Annotated in this window: 18 protein-coding genes and 1 riboswitch; of the genes, 1 reads left to right on the top strand and 17 read right to left on the bottom strand. The window is 46.9% G+C overall.

Translation table 11 applies throughout. From position 1 onward, the window contains the following. Positions 1–14: 14 nt before the first annotated feature. Positions 15–497 carry a type VI secretion system lipoprotein TssJ gene (gene tssJ, locus MJX74_RS15485; RefSeq protein WP_240223820.1) on the bottom strand — a complete coding sequence of 161 codons (483 nt, stop codon included), beginning with the start codon at positions 495–497 and terminating at the stop codon, positions 15–17. A gap of 41 nt (positions 498–538) precedes the next feature. Next, positions 539–1,870 carry a type VI secretion system-associated FHA domain protein TagH gene (gene tagH, locus MJX74_RS15480; RefSeq protein ID WP_240223819.1) on the bottom strand — a complete coding sequence of 444 codons (1,332 nt, stop codon included), beginning with the start codon at positions 1,868–1,870 and terminating at the stop codon, positions 539–541. Between the two features lie 227 nt (positions 1,871–2,097). On the opposite strand from tagH, the gene MJX74_RS15475 reads away from it, so the two are divergent. Then, positions 2,098–4,104: a serine/threonine-protein kinase gene (locus MJX74_RS15475; protein WP_240223817.1), complete on the top strand. Its 2,007-nt coding sequence runs from the start codon at positions 2,098–2,100 to the stop codon at positions 4,102–4,104. Here the strand turns inward: MJX74_RS15475 and MJX74_RS15470 are convergent. From MJX74_RS15470 to MJX74_RS15400, 15 genes are all read right to left on the bottom strand, one after another. Further along, positions 4,101–4,925: a cobalamin-binding protein gene (locus tag MJX74_RS15470; protein ID WP_240223815.1), complete on the bottom strand. Its 825-nt coding sequence runs from the start codon at positions 4,923–4,925 to the stop codon at positions 4,101–4,103. The two genes, MJX74_RS15475 and MJX74_RS15470, sit on opposite strands and share 4 nt — an antisense overlap. Further along, on the bottom strand, positions 4,922–5,527 hold the full coding sequence (gene cobO, locus MJX74_RS15465) for a cob(I)yrinic acid a,c-diamide adenosyltransferase (RefSeq protein ID WP_240223813.1): 606 nt from the start codon (positions 5,525–5,527) through the stop codon (positions 4,922–4,924). Before cobO ends, MJX74_RS15470 begins: the two co-directional genes overlap by 4 nt. Before the next feature lie 9 nt (positions 5,528–5,536). After that, complete coding sequence (locus MJX74_RS15460) at positions 5,537–6,529, bottom strand: FecCD family ABC transporter permease (RefSeq protein WP_240223811.1); 993 nt, start codon at positions 6,527–6,529, stop codon at positions 5,537–5,539. Further along, positions 6,523–7,317 (bottom strand): ABC transporter ATP-binding protein, encoded by a 795-nt coding sequence (locus MJX74_RS15455; RefSeq protein WP_240223809.1) that lies wholly within the window; start codon positions 7,315–7,317, stop codon positions 6,523–6,525. Before MJX74_RS15455 ends, MJX74_RS15460 begins: the two co-directional genes overlap by 7 nt. A gap of 80 nt (positions 7,318–7,397) precedes the next feature. Then, positions 7,398–7,577: riboswitch (cobalamin riboswitch) on the bottom strand. Positions 7,578–7,640: 63 nt separating this feature from the next. Next, on the bottom strand, positions 7,641–8,033 hold the full coding sequence (locus MJX74_RS15450) for a hypothetical protein (RefSeq protein WP_240223807.1): 393 nt from the start codon (positions 8,031–8,033) through the stop codon (positions 7,641–7,643). Between the two features lie 74 nt (positions 8,034–8,107). After that, entirely contained in the window at positions 8,108–9,166 is a 1,059-nt protein-coding gene (locus tag MJX74_RS15445) for a Kelch repeat-containing protein (protein ID WP_240223805.1), read from the bottom strand. 121 nt (positions 9,167–9,287) lie between these two features. Then, on the bottom strand, positions 9,288–9,653 hold the full coding sequence (locus MJX74_RS15440) for an SH3 domain-containing protein (RefSeq protein WP_240223803.1): 366 nt from the start codon (positions 9,651–9,653) through the stop codon (positions 9,288–9,290). An 82-nt stretch (positions 9,654–9,735) separates the two neighbouring features. Next, positions 9,736–10,203, bottom strand: coding sequence for a helix-turn-helix domain-containing protein (locus tag MJX74_RS15435; RefSeq protein WP_240223801.1), 468 nt, complete (start codon positions 10,201–10,203; stop codon positions 9,736–9,738). A gap of 182 nt (positions 10,204–10,385) precedes the next feature. Next, on the bottom strand, positions 10,386–10,703 hold the full coding sequence (locus MJX74_RS15430) for a hypothetical protein (RefSeq protein ID WP_240223800.1): 318 nt from the start codon (positions 10,701–10,703) through the stop codon (positions 10,386–10,388). Between the two features lie 75 nt (positions 10,704–10,778). Then, positions 10,779–11,336, bottom strand: coding sequence for a GNAT family N-acetyltransferase (locus MJX74_RS15425; protein WP_240223799.1), 558 nt, complete (start codon positions 11,334–11,336; stop codon positions 10,779–10,781). Positions 11,337–11,748: 412 nt separating this feature from the next. Continuing rightward, positions 11,749–12,042 (bottom strand): hypothetical protein, encoded by a 294-nt coding sequence (locus MJX74_RS15420; protein WP_240223798.1) that lies wholly within the window; start codon positions 12,040–12,042, stop codon positions 11,749–11,751. A gap of 64 nt (positions 12,043–12,106) precedes the next feature. Continuing rightward, the gene (locus MJX74_RS15415; RefSeq protein WP_240223797.1) at positions 12,107–12,436 is read right to left on the bottom strand and encodes a hypothetical protein; all 330 of its coding nucleotides are present in this window, start codon (positions 12,434–12,436) and stop codon (positions 12,107–12,109) included. Positions 12,437–12,943: 507 nt separating this feature from the next. Continuing rightward, a complete protein-coding gene (locus MJX74_RS15410) occupies positions 12,944–13,678 on the bottom strand; it encodes a hypothetical protein (RefSeq protein WP_240223796.1) in 735 nt (244 codons plus the stop codon). A 127-nt stretch (positions 13,679–13,805) separates the two neighbouring features. Continuing rightward, positions 13,806–14,201: a hypothetical protein gene (locus tag MJX74_RS15405; RefSeq protein ID WP_240223794.1), complete on the bottom strand. Its 396-nt coding sequence runs from the start codon at positions 14,199–14,201 to the stop codon at positions 13,806–13,808. A gap of 32 nt (positions 14,202–14,233) precedes the next feature. Further along, positions 14,234–14,640 (bottom strand): hypothetical protein (locus tag MJX74_RS15400; protein ID WP_240223792.1); only part of this gene is annotated, 407 nt, incomplete at its 5' end.

Genomic DNA, 14,640 nt, shown 5'->3' with positions numbered 1-14,640 from the left:
CTTAAAACCGCAATTTACTGTTTACGTTCCAGATCATGTTCGCGGATATAAACCGCCAATTTGTCGACATACACATAGAAGCTGTCATAACCCGTCGGTTTTACATCAACCACTGCACGCCATCTTGCGCCTTCAATATCACGATATGCTGCCACAACAGCCACAGCTTTCGTTGCCGGTTGTAATGTCATGCGATATTCAGTGCGTTGGCCTGGCTCAAACACCAGTTCATCTTTTTTCAGTAGATCGGTGCGTAAAACCACTTCCGGGCTGTCGTACAGCGCAAAAAAATCCTGGTTTTCAAACACCGTTTTTGATGCCAGTTCATACACTTTAATAATGACCGGAGACGGGCGACCATCGGCATCAGGATTGATGTCGGCAGCAACACGGAAATGTAATTTGGTTGAGGGTGGAAAAGTGGCATAAACCGCCTGGCAGCCAGCCAGAACAGCCAGGCTCAACCAGAGCAAAACCAATGTCTTTATTGTTTTCATTACTACAGCTCCTGCTAAATATGCTTGTGTATGGTTTTCTATTATTTCGAGCGTAAATAGGCTTCATAAGCACTGATAAAGTCGTCATTTACGCCCTGTTGGTTTTTCTTGCCAAGCTCCGCTGACAGCTCTGTATGCAAGGCTTTGTACTGTGCCCAGTATCTTGCCTGGCGCTGTGCCGGGTTTAATTTGTCAACAAAGCTGCCGCCAAAATCTGCGGCTTCTATTTTCTGTGGTGCCAGTTGCACTAACATGCCGGCCATAGCACCTCTGGCTCCGGCAATAATGGCGGCCTCATGCTGGCTGATATCGGCAAAAGCCTCGGCAATAGCTTGCCTGGCGGGCATAAAACTGGAACCCGGGCGATTAAATAAATTGTGAAAGGCATCATCAATGCTGGCAGAAAATTTAAGCGGGTTGTTCTCGCGCTGTTGGAAGGTGGTTTGATTAACCCGGAAGCTGTTTTTAACTTCAGAGCGGGCGCGCATGACATCCATTACGCCTAACAGCGATTGTTGCAAAGCCTGTCCCAATTGCTCCCACCACTGGCTGGAATCCACTGACTGTATATTGGCTTGCGACACCCCCAGCCCGTGAAGAAAAGCCTGCAGGCAAGCCGCACTGTCACCGGCCATAGCCGGGGCTGCACTTTTACGTTTATCTTTAACCAGGTTGTGCACAACATCTGTGTTAACAGCGGTGCTGGCGGTGTCCTGTATCGGTTGCTCCGGTATTTTCTGCTGCCATGGCGCCTCCCAGTCATCGGGGATTAATGCAGACGGGGCCAGAAAATGCTCATCCATTGTCATCTCATGGCTATTGTCTCTGGCGGAGGTGGCAGTATGAGCACTGGCCAAACCAAAAGCCGGACCAGCCAGCTCAGCAACCGAAAAACCGCTGTCAGTGTGTTCGTTTGTACTGTAAGCGGGAGCCTGATGAGCGCTGGTAGCTTTTTGCGCAACAGCCGCATGAGAAAGAGCATTTGCCGGAGCTTTGTGCTCGACAGCTGTCGGTACCAGTGTGCTGTCAGGTAGAGCATCGATGAGTGCAACCTGAATTTCATAGTCGCCCATGCATAACACGTCGCCATGCTTTAACTGATGGCTATTGCCCTGCCCTAATGCCTCAACTGCTCTGTTAACAAATAAACCATTGGTTGACTGATCAGTAATGCTGAATAAACCCTTATTGCAGCTTATACTGGCATGCACGCCTGACACTACACGCTCAGGATCAGGCAAATACCAATCTGCACGCTCCGAGCGGCCCAGTGTGCCACCAGTAGTATCAAAGCGTTTTACCGCTACCTGCTTGGGTGATAACCGGTGATAACTCAACACTGACAATTCAAGCAACCTGTCCTTTTGTCCCATACTACCTCCTGCAGCACTGCAATAAAACACAATTTATTCACTATAAATCGGCGAAATAGATTAAGTTAAATTTAATGTTGCGTCAACAGAAACCAAATTAACAATTAGTCAAAATATGCTGGTGACCTGACCACTTTTTTGTGAAATAATTGCGCTATTCAGTGCCAATGCCAGTAACAAATTAGTGCGATGTTTTTCGCAGTAGCCAGCTGAACAAGGAGTAAACGATGACGGATCAGAACCCGACAGGTGTCGACAACTTTGCCACCGAACAGGCAGCAGATGCAGACAAAACGCGCTATGCCGTAAAAAAAACCGCACCGTCAGATTCTGCGCCGGTAGCGGCACTGCAAAGTGGTATGTTGATAAAAGAGCGCTACCTGCTGGAGAATAAAATTGGCTCGGGCGGTATGAGTGATATTTACCGGGCCACTGATCTGTTTTTGCAACAAGCCGGGGTAAGCAACAGTACCGTTGCTATAAAGGTGTTGCAGCAGCAGTTTGTTGATCAGCCAGACGCACTGCAGCTGTTACTACAGGAAGCACATAAAACCCAACAACTGTCTCATCCGAACATAGTGCGGGTATTTGACGTTGACTCCGATCAGCAGCACTACTTTATTGTTATGGAGTGCCTGGATGGCGAAAGCCTGGATCAGGTTATTAAACGGTATAAACCAAAGGGTTTAACGCTTAAATCTGCCATGAACCTGTTGTGTCAGATTGCTGATGCACTGGATTTCGCGCACAAAACCGGCATAGTTCACGCCGATTTAAAACCAGCCAATATTATGGTTAACCGCTCAGGCGAAGTAAAAGTACTGGATTTTGGCGTGGCGCAAAAGCTCCAGCTAAACCACGATATTTACGCTGCAGAGCAACAAAGCCAGACAGCACCGTTAAGTGGCTATACCCCGGCTTACGCCAGCCCTCAGCTGTTGGCGGGTAATACCCCTTGCGTTGCCGACGACATATTCTCGTTTGCTTGTTTAAGTTATGAGTTACTGACCAGTAAACACCCTTTTGAGCGTTTACCGGCAGATAAAGCCCAACAGCAAAATAAACAAGCGACAAAACCAGCGCATTTAAACCTGCTGCAATGGCAAACATTAAAGCGCGCACTGCAGTTTGACAGCGCAAAGCGCACTGTCAGTATTAGCGGTATTATTAAACAGTTTAAGCAACCTGTATGGCAGCCTGCTGTTGCCGCCGCAGCGGTGCTGTTGGTTGGCTGGGGCGGCTGGCAATATCATCAGCAACAACAATCAACCATAGCTGAACTTAGTAACCAAAGCAGTGCTTTACAGCAAAAGCAGCAGCAGTACCAACAGCTTAACCAGGCTTCAGCGGCAGAGCTGCTGGCGGCACTTGACACCAATAACAACAGGACTTTAGAGACTGAAGGCATTTTAAGATTACAGCAGAATGAGATCCTGCAGCATTTTGAACAGCAAATTGACAACATTATCACTGATCGCAGCTTTAATTACCCTAATTACCCGGAGATAGAACGTATCCTGGCGCAGGCCAGTGAGCTGTATCCTGATTCTCATTATCTGGCTGGCCTGAGCAGCAATATGCAGCGCAGTAAGCAAACTGCTATTGATGTTTTACGCTCGCAGTTAAGCCAGCTATTGCTAAACCAGCAATATCAGCAACAAAGCGATGCCCAGGACCCATACAAAATTATTGCCGAACTAAAGCGTATTGACAGCCGTTATCAGGCCGAACCTGACAACGCAGAAGCTGCGGTATATGTGTCGGCATTTGAGCAAGCCGTCGCCACTAATGATGCAGTGGCACTGCAGCGTCTTATTAGTGTCGGTGAGTTATTATTTTCACGCCACAGCGATACCGCCAAGTTGGTAGAGCAAGGCCAGCAACTGGCTGCAGCAGTAGATGCAATGGCTGCGTACCGGCTGGCACAAAGTAGTGGCGAGCCGGCGACCTTTCCTTATCAGGCGGCAGAACTATTTTACCAGCACAGCTTTTCATTGCTGGAAAATGAACTGGCAGTCAGCGAAGCTGCTGAGCAAATAGATGCCGTTTATACCAAACTGCAACAATATGATGCTGAAGTACCGACAGACTTTTCATTGCACAAAGCGCTGCGCCGTAAACTGGCGGATAAATATCTGGCATTGTCAGGTGAGCTGTTAAAAACCAATCAGGTGCGCAATGCTGAGCGGCTAATGCGCCGCGCAAATGAACTGATGAGCAGCCTTAACAGCTAGCGATACGCATCTACGCCCTGACACAACTGCGTAATACCCAGCAAAGTGCGCGGCGTGGTGCGGTAGATAAAATCGGCATTCACACTAAGATATTGCGCTTTTTTAACTGCAGGCAACGCAGTGAACGGGCGCCAGTATGAAAAATCTGCAAGCACTTTTTCTGCTACCGGCTGAATAATCACATCGGGCTGCGCCTGAATAACCTGTTCAATACCTACCTGCGGATAATCACCCTTGGCGCTGGCAAAGGGATTGTTAACGGCGCATAACTGTAATATCTGCTGCGGCCAGGCCCGGTTGGCAATCGTTGTCAGTGGTGCTGTACCCATAGCAAAAAAGGCCGTTACCGGTGTTTTATGCTGATATTGCTGGCGTAGCTGTGCCAATTGTTGTTCAAACTGCAGCGCTTGTTGTTTGCCCTGCTCCGGATAACCGCTAAGCTGACCGATTAGCCGCAGCTCTGCGCCAATATCATCCAGCGTTAATGGATCAGAAAACGCCACTTTAATACCTAGCTGCTGCAAGCGGGCAATATCAGCAGCCGGATTTCCGCTACGCCAGGCAATAACTAAATCAGGTTGCAGCGCCAGTACGGCTTCCAAATTAATACTGGCATAACTGGCAATACGCGGTAATGCTTGTGCTGCTAAAGGGTAATCGCTGTAATCACTTACGGCCACAACCTGCTCACCCGCCCCCACTGCAAACAACAGCTCGGTAATATGTGGCGCCAGTGCAATAATACGCTGGGGTTTAGCCAGCGCCGGCAAGGCCAGCAGCATTAACAGCGGCAATAATAAGGGCCAGTAGCGAGTTTTCACCAGTCAATCCCCCGCTGTGCTTTAATACCATGATCAAACGCATGCTTAATGTTTTGCACTTCACTTACCGTATCGGCCAGCTCAATTAAACGCCGGTGACAGGCCCGGCCGGTAATGACCACATGCTGTGTTGCCGGGCGTTGCAATAATGCCTGTTCGATACGTTCCAGCGGCAGATAATGATAACTTAACATATAAGTCAGCTCGTCCAGCAGCACCACATCTATGGCCGGGTCTGCCAAAAACTGTTCGGCCTGCTGCCACACTTGCTCTGCAGCGACAATATCTGCTGCTTTATCTTGTGTATCCCAGGTAAAGCCGGTGGCCATTACAGCAAACTGTACGCCATGTTGCTGCAATAAGTTACGCTCGCCACAGTCCCAGCTGCCTTTAATAAACTGCACGACTGCCGCAGTAAAACCATGACCAACAGCACGGGCGACAGTACCAAAGCCAGAGGTAGATTTACCTTTGCCATTACCGGTGATCACCAGCAGTAAGCCTTTTTCATCGGTAGCTGCAGCCACTGCGCTATCAACCTGCGTTTTCAGCCGCTGCTGGCGTTCACGGTGGCGCTGTTGTTTTAATTCATCTGTTGCCATTACACATCGCTATAGCCGTTGCCGGCGCATAATAAGTAAGAAAAATACACTGCCCACTAACGAGGTAATAACCCCCAGCGGAATTTCCTGTTGCGGCAGCAAAGTACGGGCCAGATTGTCTACCCAGATCATAAACAGTGCCCCCACCACCGCACAGCCCAATAGCAAGCGCGCGGATGTAACCCCAAAGAAATGCCGCACTATATGCGGGATCATCAGGCCAACAAAAGCGATACCGCCACACTGCGACACTATGCAGGCTGTCAGCAAGGCTGTCGCCAGCAATAATACCAACCGCAAGCGCAGCGTATTAACCCCCAGCGTACGGGCGCTTTCATCACTTAGCAGCAGAGCATCCAGCTGGCGGCGCAGCGCCAGTGCCAGCAGTAGCACCACTACGACAACCGGCGCCAGTAACATGACACTGTGCCAGTCGGTGCGGCTTAAACTGCCCATTAGCCAGAATATCACCCGGTTAGCAGCAAAAGGCTCGGCAAAGTACAAAATAAAACTACTGATCGCACTTAACATAAAAGATACCGCTACCCCAGCCAGCAAAGTAATTTCAACCTTACGCCAGCGCTGTCCGGCGCATACGGCAAATACCAGGGCTACTGCAAATAAAGCTCCGGCAAAGGCGCCCAGCGCCAGGCTGATAAGCTGAGGCGGCAGCACTACGCTAACCAGGGTAGCACCCAAACCGGCACCGGCCATTAAGCCAAATAAATACGGATCGGCCAGCGGGTTACGGCTGGCATTTTGCAATACTGCGCCAGACACCGCCAGCCCTGCACCTACCAGCACAGCACAAACTAAACGCGGCAAGCGGATTTGCCAGACAATGGTTTCGGCCAGCGGCGAAACACCTTCCCTGCCAAACAATACCCGGACAATATCTGCCAGTGTTAAGCTGGCACTGCCGATAGTTAAACTCAGCAGCAGGCTAAACAGCAGCATCAGTAAAGCAACAGACATTGCCAGCGAATAATGCCGCTTTAACATGCAGCCTGCTCCGCGGCCAACCCTGTTGAGGCTGGAATAAAAGTTACCTGCAGTTTATTTATCAGCGGATGTAACGCTATCTGGCAGGGCAAACCAAATACCTGCTGCAGTAACTGGGGTTGCAGTACCTCAGCAGGTGTACCAAAGGCTACCTGTTCACCATTATTTAATAACAGCAGCTTGTCACAATACATCGCAGCCAGGTTTAAATCGTGCAGGCATGCCAGCAGCGGAATATCCAGCGCTTTAACCAGTTGCAGGATCTGGTGTTGGTACTGTACATCAAGATGATTGGTCGGCTCGTCCAGCAGTAATAATGAAGGTTGTTGCACCAAAGCCCTGGCGATATAAAGCCGCTGCATTTCACCACCGGATAAGGTATCAACAGCATCTGAACTCTTATGGCTAAGGCCTGTTTTTTTCAACGCCAGTGCAACCTGGGCAGTGTCGTAGCTGCTGTTTAGCTCAAACCAGTTTTTATGCGGTAAAAGCCCCATGGTAGCCACTTGCTCTACTGTCAGCGCAAATAAGGGCGCAGACGTCTGGCTTACTACGGCAAGTGTTCTGGCTAGTTCGGCCGTAGTAAAACGGCCAATCTCACGTTGCTTTAGCAATATATGCCCGCTGTGTGCGCTAAGCGCGCCCTGAATCAGCCGCAGCAATGAGCTTTTACCAGCGCCGTTAGGACCGATAATGCCAACAAACTCACCTTTTTGCAGTGAGAAACTGATGTTATGCAGAACCTGTTTCGCACCAAAGCGCAAACACACCGCTGAAAGTTCAAGCAACACTGACTCCTGGCAATAGCAGCAGCCAACTTGCTGAAAACAGTAAGTTGCCACTGCAGTGAATTCCCGCACGCAGGTAAAAAAGACATTAAGCTATGGCAGGTCTCCTGACTTAAAGCGGTAACCCACAATCGCCTTCCCGGAGTATAACCAGTGGCATCTGATTGCAGCGCTTATTACAGTTGCGGGTACAGTGCGGGCTTTACACCCGCTTCCCTTTTAAGCGGGAGTTATCCCGCACCAAAGCAGGCGCAGTGTAGCAGATTTAAATAGTGGCAATCAAAAATGAAACCGCCAGCATCAGGCTGGCGGTAGCAGATGTATTATTCCAATGCACTGAGCAAGGTTTTATCTAAACCATCTTCTGTCAGTATTTTCACAATAGCCTGACAATGCTCCACGGTAAAATCACCTTCTGCAATCTGGCCATTTAATATGGCACGGCGTTTCATAACAATATCTGCGATCATTTTCTGGTTAGCACCTTCAGCACCACCCATTTTGCCGTACAGTTTATCCAGATAAGGATACAACGTCTTTTCGGCATCATAAGCACTCTGGCGCACCGGCGGATGAAAATCCTGACAAGCATTCAGGTTCAGCAGATAAAAGTTTAAGTAACCGGCTACGGTTATCAGTTTATAATCTTGTGCATTAGCAGCGGCTGTTGTTGACATTGCCACCGCAGCAATAGCGGCGCTCACCCATTTTTTCATTATGACTTCCTGTTATTCCACTTTCATCGCTATTCAATCTAAACAGAAAGCCGCGTTTTTGCAATGTTAACAAGCTAAAAAGCAGCCATAGGCAATAGCAACAAATCTTTTAATTCCGGCCCGCCCCCCCGGTTGGCACTGCCAGCAGCAATATACACAACACCATTTAGTAGCGTAGCCTGGGTACCGTGCCGCCCTGTTGGTAACGCCGGCCACTTTTGCCATTGCTTCGTTGCCGGGTTATAAGCTTCAACTTCATTATGCGCACTTACCTGGCGCAGGCTTTCGCCGCCTATAACAACCAGTTGCCCGTTAACTACCACTGCAGCGGTGCCGGCCCTTGGCGTGGGCAGCGGCGTATCCAGCGTATGCCAACGCTGGGTTTTAATATCATAAACATCTACCGCTGCAACTGTCAGTGACATCGTCTCGCCGGTATCATGTGACGACATACGCCCGGCCGCCGCATAGATTTGATCATCAATAACAACGGCATGAAAGTGATCGCGGGCATGCGGCGCATCAGCCAATGCGGTCCATTGTCCGGTTGCCGGATTAAACACATCCAGCCAGGCGACAAAACCACTCATATGGCCGCGGTTGTTGCCGCCAATAAGATAAATAAGCCCGTTGTGCACTACCACGCCACTGCCCCCGCGCTGCCGCTGCGCCGGGATCTCTGGCCCGGTTTGCCAGGTATCAGTCGCCGGGTTATAAATCAGTATATTGGCAATAGATTTTTCTTCCGGGAAACCACCGGTTAAGGCGCCTAATACATACAATTTGTCATCATAGGCAACTGCCTGCATATGGTGCAGCTCAAACGGTGGCTTTGCTCCTTGCTGCCATTGACCGGTTGCCGGGTCGAAAATATCTAAAGGCCGTTCGCCACGCCCGCCCAGCAAATATAGGCGGCCCGCCACAGCAACAAAACCATTCTCATGCCGCTCAGCAGCTGTCCCTTTGGTATTTTGTGTTTGCCATTGCGCCTGCGCCGTTACAGGCTGCGGGTTGTTAAGCGGTTTCTGGCTGGTATCTGCAGATGCCACAAAGGGCAACAACGCCCAAACAGCCAGCCATAGATAACGAAAAGATGTGCGTGCAGTATTAACAACTAAGTAGCTATTAAGCATAGTTCCTCCGTTCCTGAAACCTATATCATAGTTGAGATTAGCGACACTGCCCGCCAGTACTATTTACTTACTTCATTACTTTTTTACGTTTTTACCGCCTGCGTCCGCCTAGCCACGGTTGCTACTGCGCGATCTCTTTAACATTCTCCAATGGTAACCACCCTGATTCTGTACTGAGCGTTTTTTCACACCATAGCCAGCCATTTAAAACCCTGGAACCAGTCAGCAGCTCTCCTTCCTGCACATTTAGCTCTTTTGCCGTGTAATCATCAAGTGCTCTACCCTGTGAGTGCTCAAATCGCTCGATAATCTGATCAGGAACCCAACCAGGCTCTTGGCCTGGCGTAGTACACAGGTACCAGTTATTCCAGTCTTCGGCACCTTTGTATTCTTCACCAACGAGCAGAGGATCACCTTTTTTAAAGGTTATTGGCTTAGGAAACTCACTCTTATGTGAGCTGACAACGATATATCTCTTAGGGCTCATAGGGCACTCATATTTTGGCTAATGCACGCAACAAATGCGAGCGCAGCGAGTCGAGTACGATAGCCCATTTTGGTTGCGATTGTTATTTGGTAGATATTGCATCAGGCTCATACCAAATACCATATTTGTCACCTTGCCACTTCAAGAAGTAAAACAAGTAGGCTGTTGCAAGCATGATAATACCGCCAGCTAAAGCCGCTTCGCTAACAAACCCAAAACAGCAAAATAGAAAGCCAAAAAAGTGTGATAATTTTTCAACTCTCTCAGCCGTTTTTCGAGCGGGTCTAATCTGCAAAAAATTTACCGAAAACCAAATTTTCAAAAATAACGGTAATCTTTGCCAATTAGCAGTGTTTTTATCAATCATAAAAGTCTCCTGGTTTAGTGTTGTCACATCGACATCAAGAGCCGCAGCAAGACATTTTAATGATTCGAAACTAGCGTTATGACCACTCTCAATGCGCTGAATTGTTCGGACATTTAATCCCGACATTTGCGCTAATTGCTCTTGAGAAATATGTCTACTAAGTCGCAGTTCTTTTATAATCATCAGATAGCTCCTGTACTCCCGAACCAAGAGTGTTACTTATATTTTCATCTGTCAGGTACGTAAATTACCCGACAGTAAGCCGACACCTGCAGAGTTACCGCACATAACGCTCGCAGCACAGGCCGAAACCCGCGCAGCGGTTGAGGTCCAGGCCACGCAGTGGCCGTTTGTGACTGCGCTTGTTATAAAGCATGCTGACACTGACTGTGGATCACTGAACATAGAACTGATGCTTGACCATAAGAAACCCCAAGTGTAGCCGCCACTGCTTGCTCATTAATTGCACTCGCACCGTATAACATTTCTCTTAAACTTCCCAGGCAACTTACTAATGCCCGCTCTGTATCATCATTAAGTGCGTTGGGCCAATTAGCACTGACCTCTTCTAAATCGGACTTTTCTAAACCAAATAATGTTGGGCACTCAAAATCCCAATTCGCGATCCAATATTGAATCGCATTTTTCAGTGTATTTAATTCTTCACTCGTGAACTGATTCATGCTTTATAACGCCCCGCGCATGCGCGCGAACTTGTGAGCGTCGCAGGGGCCGAAGGCCCCGAATGACGCGGATTGTTATGTTGTACTGAACTCTGAACGGAGCAAGCCGAAACATTTGAGATCATGAAACTTATTCTTCCAATATCCACACTCACGCCGAAGCCCTTCTTCTTTAAATCCAAGCTGACGAAGCAATGATTCAGAGGCACGATTACCTGGAACTGTATCTGCTTGAACTCGATGCAATTCACCACACGGAAGCTTTCCTGCAAATCCAGCACTAATAATCGCGCGAACAGCTTCTGAGGAATAACCTTGTCGCCAAAATTCAGGAAGCAGGTCATAACCAATGACGGCATTATGCATTTTGCTGCTCCACGAGTTAAAGCCGCAGGTGCCGATCAATCGACCAGATGACTTTAACCGGATTGCCCACCTGATACCTTGCTGCTCCTCATATCTTGATTTAAAAAGACTAATCAAATCGGCTGCTTGGCTATGTTCGCGAAACACATCTAAATCGTAATATTCAACCACAGATGGATTGGAAAACAATTTGAACAGATCAGCTTCATCATCAACACGAAGTTCCGTAAGTAATAGCCGATCAGTTTCTAGTGATGGAAATACCATCTAAATTCCTTTTTCAACATAACGCTAAATTAAGGGGCGGGCTTTAGCCCGTCCCAACGAGCGCAGCGAGTGGCTTGAATGCCTGGTTAGGCTTCGGTGCCACGCCAAGCGCAAAGCACGAAACGACTCGTTGCTGGGTATTGGGCTTTGAGCATACGCGTGCAAGGCTTCCGGTAAAAGCGCATGGGAATGCAAAATGCCGACATACGCGGAATGCCCTACTACCTCGACGCGTATTTGAGTGTGTTGGTGCACATGTTTCGACGCGGACTCGAACGAACGACGCGAACTTTCAGACTGGCAAAGACAATTGTTATTTGTACGCATAACTTCCTTGTTCATTCTTTGCTCTTCAGCCTAACGCCCAAAGCAGCTGCGCGGTACGCGTCAGATGCCTTTGTTTGTTATATGTTTATTTCACCAAACCTAATACTTGCCCTTCGGCAATTTTTATATCCGTGACAAAAAGCTCAAATGGCATGCCTTCATACATTCTCGCTTCGTGTATTTCATCGTCTAGAAATTCGATAAGTAATTCAATACTATCTCCGTCAAAGGCTTCACATCCCTCGTTAAAAAGCAATCTACAACTTGTATTCACGTCACCAAGATAGTGAATTCTAGGCCAAGTATTTTGCCCTTTATATCTGAAACCATGCGGTGGTCTTTCGATAACCAAAAAGGTAACTTTGGCAGAAATTTTCACTGAATCCTCTTTGCCATATAACGCTCAAAGCAGCTGCGCGGCACGCGTCAGATGCCTTTGCTTGTTAAAAGGCATCCGAAAGCTGAGCAATGATTGGTGATATTTTATTAAAACCATTCTTAGCAACTTCACTCTGCCACGTAAACATATTTTGAATAGAAGAATCCAATTTCCCATTTTTTAGCGCTGTAACCAATCTATCTAGAATATCGTCATCAGAAAGGTTGCTAATTTCATTATATTTTTCATTCGATTCATCACACAAAAATTTAATAGCACCAACTTCATGATTTTTATCAGTAAAGATAGCATTTACAGCAATTCCATAAGGCCATTCGTACCATTCAAAATTGCATATTAGGGCTTTCCCGCTGAAATTTAGCTCGTGGTTCATGAATGCCTTTTAACGCAGCCAGCAGCGGCCGAAAAAACCGCGCAGCGGGTTTGAGGTCCAGCCCACGCAGTGGGCGTTGCTGACTGGCCTTGTTAAATGCATTTTACTATACCGGTAACACCTCTACTCGCATAACCCTGAGCAGTGTGGGATATAATAATTATGGTCTCGTTATATTCGAGAACTAAGTATGTATTTCTTCCACATAGCTCAGAAGCCCTTTTATGAAAGAAAAGCATAAATACCGATTCATCAGTATCATCGTAACCCAACACTCGGATCTTGTATGAATCCTCAGATAATTTTTCATCGGCGTAGCCTGGCCCATCATGACCGTAGCTATCCTTTCGTATCTCGTCGTACGGTATTGAGCTACTACACCCTATTAAAAGTAGGAGTGACAGCATTGCACATGATTTCATAATTGCCATTTAACGCAAAGCTTTGGGGCGGCTGGAGCGCAGCATAAGCCGTCCCAGCCACGATAGTGGCGACAACAGCACCTTGTTATGCGCCTTTATCTTCAGTGCTGGGGGCTAAAACTCCGCCAGTATCTATGCGTAATGTGTCTTTGCTTAAATCCATTAGATAACTACCAAAATCTTCAAGATTTTCGTCTTTCATACTTTTAATTGATTGTTTTAATTCAGATAACCTTCGTTCACTTGAGCTGACGTTTCCTAGTTGCCTTTCGTAGTTTGCTGCTACGAACAGATACTCAAGTTTCTTGTATTCAGGTAACTCTGTTTTTAAGGCTTCGTTGATTTGACTTAAAGCTATTTTACGGTAGTTATTAGCTAACTCTAACTTTCCTTCTTGTTCATATAAATATGCAAAGACTCTTATTATTCTATTATTGAATTCATCATCTTTACTTCGAAACGAATATAGAACTTCAAGTAACTCAAGCTTCTGAATCAGGCTGTCAGGATGCTTTTTTTCTTTGGCGGCCAGATAATCAGATATTTTTGTTTTTTCTTCTTCAGTTATATCATCAAAATCACCAATGAAAGCAATAAAACCTGAGCTTTCACAATACCAAATTCCTTCAGGGGAAGTTAATGGCCAAAAGACTTGATCATATTTTGAAGGCCATTGATATATATAACTCCCTGAACTTACTGGTTCATTAACTTTACACTTTGCGTCTGAATTTATTGGGTCTTCAACTTCTGACGCCCCCCAAGTTGTAGCATTGATACTGAACGTCATCAGCGTCAGTAGAATATATAAATATTTCATCGGAACACTCCATTGTTGATTGGGCGCATAACGCATTACTAATTGGCTGCCGCAGCGTAGCGTAGGCAGTCCAGTGGAGGTCACGCTGTGTGTGGCCGGAACGAAATTAAGTAACTTGTTATACAACCTATTCACTGTAACCATCCAACGGCGCAACCGTAAGCCTGTGTTCGAATTGCACAGGTTCTATAGCATTTAAATACTTTGAATTTACAAAAATAATGTAAGTTTCAATGTCGGGGCCATTTGAGTATGGGTAAAGAACTGTACCTTTTGGCAACATACCAATATTTTCTGGCGACGTTTGTACCGAAAGAGTTTGAGTTAAGGATACAGGATCAGACTCTAGTAACTGCCATTTGTACCAAAATGCACCGGCTCCAAAGGAAATGGCACCAACTAGAATTAGTAAAAAATATCTCAATTCGAACTCCTTTCTACCGAGGTTGTATAACGCCCAGCTCACCGCGCGCAGTAATGTTGGCGACTTTACTGCGTGACTTTGCAGGAAAGGTGCAAACATTACGGAGTCCGGTGGAGCTGATTGTTATGTGATTACTCACCGAAAACTTCATCAAGTATGCCGAAGACATATTCATGTGTAAAAGAATTTCCGCCACAATGCATAAGCTCATTTTCACCGGCAAGAAACGTTAAGTAAGGGTTAACTTCAATACCGTCAAACTCTATACCAGCGGTATCGTCAATAGTACACGCAATGCTAAAAGCTATATTACCAGTTACTTCTTTTAGTTTTTCACCAGTGAGACCAGCCTCTTCAAGTTTGCCTTTTATCTGCTCGATTATTTCACCTATAAATATTGCTTGGTGTTCATCGAATTTGTCAGCATCAAGTTTTAGTTCCATTTCGTGATTCCTGATTTCACATAACGAGCCTGTAGAAAAACCTGTTGAACGCACAGTGTTTCTACTCCGGCCTTTCTGTTTATTATTTGTTAGCA

This window comes from Rheinheimera hassiensis (assembly GCF_022436675.1).
Lineage (GTDB): Bacteria > Pseudomonadota > Gammaproteobacteria > Enterobacterales > Alteromonadaceae > Alishewanella > Alishewanella hassiensis.
This window is presented reverse-complemented; position numbering and strand designations above follow the sequence as displayed.

What these genes read in the sequence shown, in the direction of transcription:
- MJX74_RS15440 (WP_240223803.1), bottom strand. Translation starts at nt 9,653, where the DNA reads ATGAGCCCTAAGAGATATATCGTTGTCAGCTCACATAAGAGTGAGTTT.
- MJX74_RS15415 (WP_240223797.1), bottom strand. Translation starts at nt 12,436, where the DNA reads ATGAACCACGAGCTAAATTTCAGCGGGAAAGCCCTAATATGCAATTTT.
- MJX74_RS15425 (WP_240223799.1), bottom strand. Translation starts at nt 11,336, where the DNA reads ATGGTATTTCCATCACTAGAAACTGATCGGCTATTACTTACGGAACTT.
- tagH (WP_240223819.1), bottom strand. Translation starts at nt 1,870, where the DNA reads ATGGGACAAAAGGACAGGTTGCTTGAATTGTCAGTGTTGAGTTATCAC.
- MJX74_RS15475 (WP_240223817.1), top strand. Translation starts at nt 2,098, where the DNA reads ATGACGGATCAGAACCCGACAGGTGTCGACAACTTTGCCACCGAACAG.
- MJX74_RS15445 (WP_240223805.1), bottom strand. Translation starts at nt 9,166, where the DNA reads ATGCTTAATAGCTACTTAGTTGTTAATACTGCACGCACATCTTTTCGT.
- MJX74_RS15410 (WP_240223796.1), bottom strand. Translation starts at nt 13,678, where the DNA reads ATGAAATATTTATATATTCTACTGACGCTGATGACGTTCAGTATCAAT.
- MJX74_RS15430 (WP_240223800.1), bottom strand. Translation starts at nt 10,703, where the DNA reads ATGAATCAGTTCACGAGTGAAGAATTAAATACACTGAAAAATGCGATT.
- MJX74_RS15460 (WP_240223811.1), bottom strand. Translation starts at nt 6,529, where the DNA reads ATGTTAAAGCGGCATTATTCGCTGGCAATGTCTGTTGCTTTACTGATG.
- tssJ (WP_240223820.1), bottom strand. Translation starts at nt 497, where the DNA reads ATGAAAACAATAAAGACATTGGTTTTGCTCTGGTTGAGCCTGGCTGTT.
- MJX74_RS15450 (WP_240223807.1), bottom strand. Translation starts at nt 8,033, where the DNA reads ATGAAAAAATGGGTGAGCGCCGCTATTGCTGCGGTGGCAATGTCAACA.
- MJX74_RS15435 (WP_240223801.1), bottom strand. Translation starts at nt 10,203, where the DNA reads ATGATTATAAAAGAACTGCGACTTAGTAGACATATTTCTCAAGAGCAA.
- cobO (WP_240223813.1), bottom strand. Translation starts at nt 5,527, where the DNA reads ATGGCAACAGATGAATTAAAACAACAGCGCCACCGTGAACGCCAGCAG.
- MJX74_RS15405 (WP_240223794.1), bottom strand. Translation starts at nt 14,201, where the DNA reads ATGTTTGCACCTTTCCTGCAAAGTCACGCAGTAAAGTCGCCAACATTA.